Origin of the sequence: Fulvivirga imtechensis AK7, from assembly GCF_000331535.1 — a bacterium.
Classification (GTDB): domain Bacteria; phylum Bacteroidota; class Bacteroidia; order Cytophagales; family Cyclobacteriaceae; genus Fulvivirga; species Fulvivirga imtechensis.
Genome location: NZ_AMZN01000062.1, coordinates 1 through 11814, shown reverse-complemented (window position 1 = coordinate 11814; position 11814 = coordinate 1). Strand labels below are relative to the sequence as shown.

Genomic DNA, 11814 nt, shown 5'->3' with positions numbered 1-11814 from the left:
AGGCTTTAGTCGGTTAATTTTTTTGGGTTGAAATATTGGAATAGCAGTCCTACGGATACAGATACCGAACTTACAGTCATATCATTTAAACCAAAACCGTAGTAGGTGCTAAGCCTGCTGTTATCATAGTGTACTTTGGTGATATTTTTGAAGCCGTAGTGGTATTTGACGTCCATTAAGAAGTATTGTTTTCCTAATTTTCTCTTTACGCCAACCCCGGCACTAAGGCCAAAATTCAGGCTGTTGCGAAACGGGCTAAGGTCCTCATCTGCTCCTGATGCCTGTTCTCCTCCTTTTGGAAATTCCGTCTCTATTTTGGCGTCATCGGCTAAGAGATATCTTACAGATGGACCGAATATGGCATGGAGTTGGTATCTTTTGTCGGGAAAGACATTATACTGACCAAGTATATTTAAACCCAACCAACTTTGTGTTTCAATCGCTACTACCCTGGCGTATGGCAGCCCATCATCATCAGGGAAATTCTCGTTTTCGTAAGTAAATTTATTGCTGGAAAAAACAATTTCAGCCTGTCCGATAATTCTGTCAGTAAAGTCTTTTTCAATGATGGCGGCTGCTTCAATAGCGGCATTTCCGGTGTATGAAGCGGTAGCTCCGGATAGATTGTGTACCCCGTAGCTATTGATCACGTTTACCAGGCTATAAGTTCCGCCTGCTCGCAGACCTGCCCTAAAAACGGGTTTTGTTCTGAAAGTACCATAGAGGCTGATAAACTCTGCCGGGTCTGCTTGCGGGTTGATCTGGAATTCGTGGTTGTGATTTAGCAGGGCGAGCATCGTCTGATCGGCTTTCTCAGGCTCATCGAGGTATATGTATGAAAGTATTAAAAGCCGGTAGGCTTCAGTCTTTTCATCATCTGTAAATCCACTTTTTAAGCAGCTTTCGAGCAAAGCTGGCAGCTCATGAATACGGCCTTCGTCATATACACTTCTCGCTTGTCGCAATGTCTGCGTACATACATTCTGGCCAAAGGCCGATATGCTAAGAATAGTGAATAATGATACTGCTGGTAGAATTTTTCTCATACACCTAATTGTTAGGAGGCTGGTTTTCACAGGTACTTTCATATTTCAGGTCAGGATCATCTCCTACATAGGTGTTCCATTCTTCCTGATTCATATTTCTGTCAAGGTGGCCGCAAATCTTATCGGCCATGGTCTCAATTTTTGTCGGCCAGGCTCTTACCACGGTTTCCTGGGTACCGGCGAGTATCTGCTCATTATCGGGACTAAAAGCAATGGTCCATACCCAGGTCGGGTGGTCAGATAATGTAATAGGCTGTGCGTTGAGGTTGTCCCTGTTCCATAACCTTACTGTCTTGTCTTTAGAAGCGCTGGCAATAAACCTTCTGTCACTGCTGAATTTGATATCGTTGATAGGTGAAATATGGCCGATCAAGGATTTCGGAGGCTCATTGGAGAATAATCTGAAGGTTTTAATTAGTCCGGACTCGTCACCTATGGCTATGATGTTATCAACAGGGCTAATGGCCACAGCCCAGAGCCTGGTTTTATTATCATATATTTCAGAAGCTTTGTACCCCTGCCTTACATCATAAAGCATTACTTTTCCGTTATTCCCAGCTCCAATTATCCAGTTGCCATCACTGCTAAGTTCAATATCGTTTAGTCTGAAAGAGCTGGTAGCTACTTCTTTTACGGTGTTGAGGTCACTGTATTTAATACTTCTTCCTCCCTTATCGAGGGCAATTAAGCCTTTATTATCAGGGGTGAATTGCAGGTTCCACACATCACCTTCAAAACCAGAAAGTTGACGAGGTCCTTTGCCGATGTTGTTCAGATCCAGTACTTCAATAAAAGATTGCTTTGACTTATTGGGATCAAACTCACCTCCCGCAATCAACCACCGGTTATCGGAGCTGACCGCGATGGTCCTGATCACACGATCGGCACGACTGCTGATCAGGGTGTCAGCCTCACGATTAGCATTTTTTAAGTTCCAGCGTAATATCTTGCCCTGCGTATCGGAAGAGTAGATGAAATTACCGTTTTTAGTAGATACTACTGCTCTGATACCTTTATCATGCCCTCCCAGGCTTTCTACAAGTGGGTTTTTAAGTGATTTAAGCGCTTCATACAGACCGTCATAAATGTCATGATCGTATTTATCACCATCGTTATTAGTATTGAAAATATATGCTTGCTGAGCCAATAGTCCTTTGAGAGTAGCCTGTTCATCTCTGAACTGAGTCGACTTAATGGCCATGGCTTTGGCAATAGCCAGATACCTGAGACGATCCGCTTTTGCTTTGGCTGCAAGCGCTTCTTTTTCATTTTTGGCCGCTATTAAGGCGTTTTCTTCGGCCTGTAACTGGTTGTCGATGGCCAGCTTTTCATTTTGTTTGGCCAGTGCTTCACCGGTTTCTGCTCTTTGACGCTGCTCTTCAGCATCTTTTAGCGCTGTCTCTGCTCTGTCTTTTTCGCTTTCGGCCCTTTCCTTTTCACTTTCGGCTCTCTTCTGTTCTATTTTTGCAATTTCTGCATTTTCTTCGGCTTCTTTCCTAGCGTCATTAGCCCTTGCTTCATTTTGCTTAGCCAGGTCGGCATTGGCCTCAGCGCGTAACCTTTCCGAATCAGCCTCTGCTTTTTGGATAAAGGCATAGATCAGGAACATAATGGAAATAACCGTGGCAGATGCCAGCACCAGGGCGGTAACTCTGGCATTTCGCAACCTGCGTTTCTGCTGAAGCTCTTTTATCCTTTGCTCTGTTTCGAATTCCTTGCGGGAATATTCGAGAAACACCATGGTACGCTCGAAGGCCGGGTGGTACCGCTGCCCCCAGATCAGGGTAGGCTTATGCTTGGCCTGCCAGTTGAGCGCCAACTGCAGATCGGGTGGTCTCCATAAGCCCGCCTTACCTACCTGATACATGGCGGCAGCCTCAGATAGTCGCAGGTACATTTGTACTGCCTCAGCCTCATCGTCAACCCAGTTTTTGAGTCTCACCCAAATTCTCATCAAGCTCTCATGCGAGATATCGATCATCGACCTGGAATTCAGGTCTACAGTAAAGGCAGGGGTGAGCAGCGATCTTCCGGGCTCCCGGAATTTATCGATCACTTCAATTACTTCCTGTTCGGAAACATCGGCTATAGCGGCTATTTCTCCAAGTCGGGTGGGCCTTCTGATACCAAAATTTTCTCCCCTTTTTTCAGTGATAGCTTTGAACAGCGACTCACAGATATGCTTTTGGTCTTCAGTGAGTTCGTCATAAGCTTCGTTGGCGTGCATAGAGAGCGCCTCAGACATGGTGCCTATAGCTTCATAGTGCTTGATATCTACAGGTTCCTCTTCATAATCCCTGTATTTGCTCCAGTAGCTCCAGGTTCGCATCAGGGCATGCTGCAGGATAGGCAACTGATCGGGATTGTCACCCAGATCGTTGAGCAACTGCTGGGTCAGTCTTTGTGTGATCTCTGCACCCCCCACAGCCACCGGCCCTTCGATGGCCCGTCTTTTTTGTTCGCGGGTCATTTGCGGGATAAGGTAGTGGCTATCGTTGATCTTTTTTGTCAGATCGGGAAATTGGGCGCAGTCGCCAATAAAATCCGACCGCATAGTGATGCCTACATAGATGGGTGCATCGGCATAGTTAATGGCTTCGATCAGCAGGTTCACAAAAGCCAGGGTCTCATTAACGGTGCCTGAATCAGCGCTGTCTTTAAAACGGAACAGTTCTTCGAACTGATCCACAAGCACCAGGTAGTTTTTGTTTTGTGCCCTGCGCGATTGCATAATGGCTTCCACCAAACCTAATGAGCTACTTTTTAGCAGGGTTGTAATAATGGTTTTTTTGATTTTCTTTTCTTCGCCATCGGCAACCAGGTAGGAGCCATCTGACTGTAGCAGGGATTCAGCTAAATTTTCTATTGGCCCGGCTCCGGGCCTGGTAACCACTACTTCCCAGTTGGGGCTGGTATCGGTAAGAAAACCACCGTATAAAATTGGTAATACACCACAATAAATAAAAGATGACTTACCACTTCCCGAGGGACCTATTACGCCTACAAATCTATTTTTTGATAGCTTAAGCAGAACTTCATCACTTTGTCCTTCACGGCCAAAGAAAAGGTGACTCTCCTCGATCTTAAAGGGGCGCAGCCCGGGGAAGGGATTGGCTTCAACGGTTGTGGCCTTCGGTGAGAAGCTTAATTTATCATCAACAATATCACTCATGGTGCTATTACTTTAATTCTTCCAGGAAAACTTTTAGTGAATCGAGTGAGTCCTTTTTGGACCCGTCTATCACCATTATATTATGGCTTTTATAAGAGCTTATATCTAATTTTTCTTCTTTCTTGCTGATAATAGCCTTCCCCTTCACCGGTTTCCTTCTGCCGAAGCCCGGAGCTTTCAAAAGATCCAGTAGCTTCATCCTCACCCACTGATCGTTTACTCCTCCCTGGTAGATTATGGCAGCATCAAAATTTCTCAGGTTGGTAATATGATGTTGCCTCAATGTCAACAACCCGCCTTCAAAAGATGGCTCCAGCACGGCAAATCCGGATTTTGCAATGAATTTTTTGATGGGTTCAACATCTTTTTCATCCAGCTTATCGTAGAGCATGTATACCTTTACTTTTCCATTCTGCACAGCCTCCTCTGTATGGCGATTCAACTTTTTGTCGATGCCTACTTCAATCAACTCCTCCCTTACTATATTCTTAAAATCCTCTAAAGGTGTCTGTAATATTTCCGCACCTTCTGTGGAAGCCATGTCTCTTTTTATACTTTCTATGAAGGCGATCTGCTTTTCACTGGCATGATTCAGGTGGGGAGATATCCAGATAAGCCTTGAAAAAGCCGATTTATCTTTCAATAAAGAGCTTTTTTCTGATGCTATCTGGTTTTGAATATCGACAATGGATTTATCAGATCCCTCCGGTATTTCTCCGTACGAATTTCCTATCAGGTGGATCGACAAACTGCTCTCCTCAACTTCCTTTTTGATGACTTTCTTTAATTCGTTTACATTTTGAGGCAGTGTATGATCCGGCAGGACCTTATATCCATGCCTTTGCAACTCTCTTTTGATGATATTCCTTTGTATAGTCAGGTCATGGCCGGTTTCAGCCAGGTAGATAGACCGTCTGCTAAAAAGTGGCTTTACATCTGCTCTTTTACTCTTTTGTTCGAGCGAAATAAGGCTTTCATGAATTTCATAGGCAAGATCAACCATCTTCATCCAGAAGTTCTGCTCTGCCTCTGTACTGAAAAAGTCTTTGTAATCCTCAATACGACCCGTGTCCAGGTCCATATTATACAGGTCAAACCCGATCAACTCTCGTAGTTTTGTAGGTTGTTCTTCGAAAGTGATTGGTTTTTTTAGTACTTTAAATACTCTGGGGAAATCTGATTTTGCTGCTTTCAGAAACTCTTCCAGGGTATCGAGACATTCTCCTGAGGCTATAAACGATGGAGATAAAATTGGGATCAGTATCCCTATTTTTTTAACATCTCCTCCTGTAATACTATCATGTTCTGATTTTAAAAGCATCTTCGGTTTCTCTCCAAGTACCTGTTGAAGCATTAGTTCCAGAAACCTTTTAAAATCAGTTACCCAGCCATTCCCACTTTCAGCCGGTTGGTTGTCTGCATCAGCATAGGTTATTAATATGTCAATCTCGAAGGCCATATGATAGTAGTAAGTTGGTTTTTTTACGAAATTATTTGTTTTCGGTTTTTGTAAATGTTTTTAATAAATCTCTGAGCCAGTTCATGGTGGTTAGCCAGTACATTATAGAAATCAAAAACGGAAAGATGGAAAACCACGGCATCACCAAATGCAACCAGATGTGAAGCTTCTATGCGTTCATCAAGGCTGAATACATTACCAAATACATCACCTGTTTTCAGACGCATTACTTCACTATCACCGTTCATTAGCAGTGCTTCTCCGTCAGCCACAATCACTATTTTTTCTTCCTGTTCAGAAGCAGAGAAGTTTAATTTTTGTCCAGACCTTAGCCGGAGATTAGTCATCTTATCTGCCAGGTCACACAGCAGTATACCTTTGATGTCTTTAAACATAGGCAGGGTTTTTATGAACATGACTATTTCAATGCTCAGAAAATAACCATCTTTGAGCCCTTCCTGAAGCCTGTTATTTTCTATTGATTCTTCAAGATACTTTTTTATTTCCGGAGTCAGTCTTTCGGCTACACTGTCAAAAGCATGCCGATCTTTGTGAAAGGTTACCCAGGCTGCAACTTCATGTAATAGCTTATCCCTGTTGAACAACTGCGCTATCAGCCCTCGACTGATCCTGAATTCAGGAAGAAAAGCGAGGCAATGAATGGCACAAGCCTTGGTCCACCTGTTGGTTTGGTTATAGTTTTTATTAAGCAGATAATTCAACACCTGGATCAGGTTGTAATTTTCCCGAGGGAAATGGATCTGTAACTGTCTTACCTTTTCCTGTATAGGAATGTCATCAATCAGGGGAAACAGTTTAGGTTTAAGCTCAGGAGCCAGGAAAAGATCCAAAAGCTCAATAGCGAATGCAATACCATCGCTGGTGCCGCTTTCCACGTTTTCTCTTACCAGTTGTACAGACTGCGGATCATACATGATAGAGAGTATCATATATATTGAATCTGTATTACTGGCGATCTCTTCTTTCAGGGCATCACGCAGGAAGTTGAACCTTTTATCTTCAGAAGGAATTTCAATAAGGGCGGCAAGATTCCAAATGTTTTTTCCTATTTCATTTTCAAGCAGATTGGTAAGGTTAGCCAATTCGCCAGCCTGTGCCTGGTAGTCAAAATACCTGAAGGACAGCAATATCTGTTTCACAATCCTTTTGTCGGGATATTCTATCTTCTTCCATAGCAATTCTATAGCATGAGGCCCGCCAATACGCCCCATAACCTGTACTATTTTTAGCATTACCTGATCGCTCTGTCCTGATTTGTGAAAAGCAGTTTCCAGGTGATTGAGTACACGCTCCCCGGCTTCACATAACGCAGATGAAGCAGCATTGCAATAGGTAGGTGAGTCTAGTAGCTCCACCAAAACTGTCCATGTTTCCGGTCTTTTTACTTTTCTGGCAGTAATAATAGCTTCCATTTTTGCCCGGGGGTCGATATCCCGCAGAAGCTCCAGCAATACAAATATATTCCTGTCGTTGATCAGCTTCCTCAACAATTTAGCAGCCAATATCCTGTCGCTGACTTTGATTGACTTGCTCAGCCTGGCCAGTTTGTCTGCAGGTACTGATATTACCTCCGAATCGTCAGAGTCCTGAACGGCTTGTTTCGCGAGTTTTTTTATTTCAGTGCCACGTTCAAATTCAATGTCAAGGGTTTTTAACTTTTCAGTAGCATAGGCCTGGATCTTCCCGGATTCACCTTCTGCGAGACGAACGATTGTGGATTCAAATAGTGCCGGCTCCAGCTTTTCCATTAACTTCAATCCATATATCACCTTATCCTCAGCCTTGCTATTGATCTCATTCTCCAGAACCCGGTCCAGGGAATATTCGTTTTGAGCTACAATTTCATTTTGCTTTTTATTCTTTATCAGGGTAGACTGTAGGGTATTCTTATAATTATTATGCATTTTCCTTGTTACCAGGTACCAGAGACCGAGTATCGGCAAGGTGAATACGGTGATGTGGATAAGGCTGAAGATATTAACCGTGTTGATCAGAATGATAAGACCTCCGGCTATTAGCCCTGCAAATGCTGTGATCACCCCCTCAATTTTAGTTTGAACATCAAAGCGAACGGCACCATCTATAGGCAAAAAATAAAGCTTGAAAGCGGGGCCGTCAAGTGCATCTTTCAGTGAAGCCAGGAAGAGCTTGCTCATGGAGATGATAATAAAGAAGTAGATAATGGTATCACTTTCGCCCGTATAACCGAGCGAAAACCCAATAGGGATTGCCAAAGCAGTGAAAAGAGCGATGAGCAAAGGATTGATCAGCAGTGATACTTTGAGACCATAGGTGGCTATGATCTTATCAGTAACGAAGGTCTGGAACAGGAAGCTGAAAATTACAACTGTCGCCTCAAACAAGCTTAAAAATGTAGGCAGCTCTTTTTCTGTAAATTGTTTGGTGGTTACGTTAAGGAACGAATAATCAACGAAGTTGATAGCTATCATGGAGATGATAACGAACAGTGCCATCAGGGCAATGTACTTGTTTCTGATGATAGTACTGTAATCGATGCTTTGTGCTTTCCCCTTGTCTCCTTTAATGAAGAGTCTTTTTTGAAGAATTATTAAGAAAACTAACAGGTACCCGACTACGCTGATCAGGCTCACAAAAAGCAGATCTTGTGTGTGATCGAGGTAGTTTAGCATCAAGGGAATGGAAAAAAGAGCAATAATGGATGCTACTAATTGCCCGGTATCCACACTTCCTATAACTCTTTTGGCCTGACGCAGGTTAAACATACGGCCGAAAGAGCCCCAGAAAATCAGCAGGACAATGAAGTTGGACGGTACAATAAAAGTAAAGGCAAAGAAATAAAGAGGGAGAGGATCGTCAGTAGTTCGAAAACCAGCTTCAATGCCGGCCAATATGATTGTAATAATAATTAATGAACCAGCGGCAAGTGTACCAAAGGAGATCCTGTTTTGGAAATAATTGTATATGGCCGTGGCTACGATACCAAAAATACCGGAAAGTAGAATTGCCAGTGGTAATTCTGTTTCTTCATCAAAATTATTAAGAAATAGGGTAGAGGCCCCCACGTCCAATGTGGCAAGAAATATTCCAATGAAGAAACCCATTCCGAGAAGTAAAAAAATCCTTGTAGACTCTTCCTCCTCTATACCCAAAACTTTGAAGATGGTTTTATTAAAGCCCATACTATAAAACCTAATAAGGCCACAATTTAATATTTAATCGGTAGAAGTAAATATTTTCCATGAAAAATCATGCGTTATAATGGTTAAGTTATATGTTTAAACATGTTTCTGATGTTCCCTTCACATTAGGAGTGTGCATGTAATAGAAATGATTAAATTTGTATGTTATAAACTGTAAATTATATTTATTATTGAAGGTTGAAACATAATCAGAGAGGAATGGAAAGGAAAACGATCATAATTCACTGCTTAACAGCTATTTTACTACTCTTTTCGGTGATTTTGGCACAGGCTCAGAATATCGAAAAGAAAGTGTACGATGCAGACAAATACTTTAAGATCAGGAATTACAAGGAGGCATTGCCATTATATTTGGAAGCAATAGAGGGCGGAGTGAATGACCCGTTGGTGTACTATCGGACCGCGGTTAGTTACCAAAATCACTATGAGATCAATGAGCAGGTGAAGTCCATCCCTTATTTCGAAAAGGCAATTGAAACAGGTGTAGACCAACTGCCCTCACGCGTATACTTTGATCTGGCGGATGCTTACCACAAAAATGAAAATGTTGAAAAGGCGATAGAATACTATGGAAAGTATAAAAATACCATAAAGGGTGACAAAGCAGCAATTGCTGAGGTCGATCGTGCAATAGAAATAGCTGGTAATGCTTTGGCGATGATGAGCAGTCCGAAGAAAATAAATGTGCTCAATTTTGGCCAGGTAGTGAATTCACAGTATACTGAATACAACCCGGTAGTATCGGCCGATGAGAGTGTTATGGCATTTACAGCCTTGAGACCGAATACGGGGAAAACACGCTCTGCGGATAAATTCATAGAGGAGATCTATATTTCATACAATACATCTGGAGTTTGGTCGCAGCCTCAGCCCATCAAGATCACTTCTAATTACAACGTGGGTACTGCGGGTATATCGGCAGACGGGCAACGAATGTTGATTTTTATAGGTGGAGCCGAAGGTACAGGGAATTTGTATTCGATTGATAAATCGGGAACCGAATGGTCTAACCCGATAACCATGGGAAGCCAAATCAACTCCAGGTCGTTGGAAACAACCGCCAGTATTACTCCAGATGGTAAAACACTATATTTTGCCAGCAACCGACCCGGAGGTTTCGGAGGGCTTGACATATATAAATCGATAAGAAGCGAATCGGGTGAATGGGGAGAGCCCATAAACCTGGGTCCAAAAATTAATTCTAAATATGACGAAGACGCCCCCTTTATACATCCGGATCAGTGGACCCTGTTCTTTACCTCTAACGGGCACAATACAATGGGTGGCCGTGATATCTTTGTTACCAGACTTTTTAATAATGAGTGGACAACACCGGAGAATATGGGGTATCCTATCAATACTACTGCTAACGATAATTATTTCACATTGACTGCTGACGGGCGTAAAGGGTATTTCTCTTCGGACCGGAAAGGCGGGCAAGGTGGTCAGGATATCTATTCTATAGATATGCCGGAAGAAGAGGCAAATATACCGCTGACCATGATCAAGGGAAAGATCCTGGATGGCGAAACCAATGAGCCTTTGCCCACTACCATTTATGTGGTTGATGTAGAATCGGGGAAAAAACTCGATTTTGTATACCAGCCTGACCCCAAAACAGGGAATTACCTGATCATTCTGCCCCCAGCCAAGAATTATGATATGATCATAGAATCAGAGGGATTCCTGCCTTATACACTGAATATTAATATTCCGGGACAGACCTATTTCTATGAACTGTATCAGAAAATATTTTTAAAAACGATCAAACAATTTGATGTTATTGTAGGGCAGGAGGTTGAGGTGAAAAATGCCTTTTATGATACTCACGAAGCTGCAGTAACAGACCTGAGAAAAACACATGAGGCTACACTGGTGAAAAGTGATAGCATTGATGTTTACCAGTTGATGAGTGACCTCATTGCTGCTAATGATCAGGAAGGCATTGATTATCTGATAAGTCTGATCAACATGAAGAATCCTATTGAAGGTGTGGATTTTAGCGATGCTGAGGCTATTGAGGCGGCTACACGTGTATATTACTACGATGAGAGTGATGAAAGTAAGTTCGAGCAGAAAAATGTTGATGGGAAAACGATCTTTTCACTGCCTACCATGTATGTAACAGAAGAAGCTAAAAAGCAAAGGGAACTGAAAAGGGAGAGGTCAACCAAATATGATCCTGCTCTGTTAAAGGACGTAGTGAAGGTATACTTTGATGTGGCCAAAAGTGAACTTCAATCCGGTTATCAACAGGCTCTGAATAAGATTCTGGCTACACTAAAGGAGTACCCCGAGTTGGGTGTTCAGATCTCCGGGTATGCTTCTGCTGAAGGGGATGAAAAATTCAACAGAGACCTTTCCAACAAAAGGGCCATTGCAGTACTTGACTATATCAACCAAAAAGGCATTGTTAGAAGAAGAATAATTGCGCGGGGATATGGAGCAACCGAAAATAAAAATTCAAGTAAGGAGGAAGGCCGAAGAGTGGAAATTCAGATAGTGGATCTAAATGAACATGGCCGGGAGGTGAAGTAGTGTCTCTAAGAAAACGTCAATGTCTGCGTTATGCTCGCCCCAAAAATGCTCTTCCCGACAACTGTAACAACTGTACGGGACTCCGCTTTTTGGCACTTCGTCCCGCCCTTTGGCGGGAACGTTTTCTTAAAGCCACTTAGAGTTTTCTTATAGACAAGAAGTAGAAAAAATGGCCGGTCATGATCTTACATACTTTTTAGCAGCGCGAGTCCGTAGCCGTTTACTTAAAGGAAAAATACATATCCCATCTGTAGGCTAATTTTTAAAGCCAGGGGTGAAGCCCTTGGTTTTAAAAGTTGAGTTGAAGTCACGCGTTACAGCACAGAACAAGCGCCATCTGGAGAGTTCTTCAAAAAAAATGTAGCCTCCTTATAATCAAAAAAGCCCTGCTTCTCT

Annotated in this window: 5 protein-coding genes; 1 reads left to right on the top strand and 4 read right to left on the bottom strand. The window is 42.7% G+C overall.

Annotation, left to right across the window (positions count from 1 at the left end; translation table 11 throughout):
• Positions 1 to 5: 5 nt before the first annotated feature.
• From C900_RS18175 to C900_RS18160, 4 genes are read right to left on the bottom strand one after another with little or no spacing between them, the layout of a single operon-like run.
• A complete protein-coding gene (locus C900_RS18175; RefSeq protein ID WP_040497063.1) occupies positions 6 to 1046 on the bottom strand; it encodes an outer membrane beta-barrel protein in 1041 nt (346 codons plus the stop codon).
• A 4-nt stretch (positions 1047 to 1050) separates the two neighbouring features.
• A complete protein-coding gene (locus tag C900_RS18170; RefSeq protein ID WP_009581604.1) occupies positions 1051 to 4218 on the bottom strand; it encodes an nSTAND1 domain-containing NTPase in 3168 nt (1055 codons plus the stop codon).
• A gap of 7 nt (positions 4219 to 4225) precedes the next feature.
• Positions 4226 to 5677: a DUF4062 domain-containing protein gene (locus tag C900_RS18165; protein ID WP_009581603.1), complete on the bottom strand. Its 1452-nt coding sequence runs from the start codon at positions 5675 to 5677 to the stop codon at positions 4226 to 4228.
• Between the two features lie 23 nt (positions 5678 to 5700).
• A complete protein-coding gene (locus C900_RS18160) occupies positions 5701 to 8859 on the bottom strand; it encodes an MFS transporter (RefSeq protein WP_009581602.1) in 3159 nt (1052 codons plus the stop codon).
• A 219-nt stretch (positions 8860 to 9078) separates the two neighbouring features.
• On the opposite strand from C900_RS18160, the gene C900_RS18155 reads away from it, so the two are divergent.
• Positions 9079 to 11418 (top strand): OmpA family protein, encoded by a 2340-nt coding sequence (locus tag C900_RS18155; RefSeq protein ID WP_009581601.1) that lies wholly within the window; start codon positions 9079 to 9081, stop codon positions 11416 to 11418.
• Positions 11419 to 11814 lie beyond the last annotated feature (396 nt).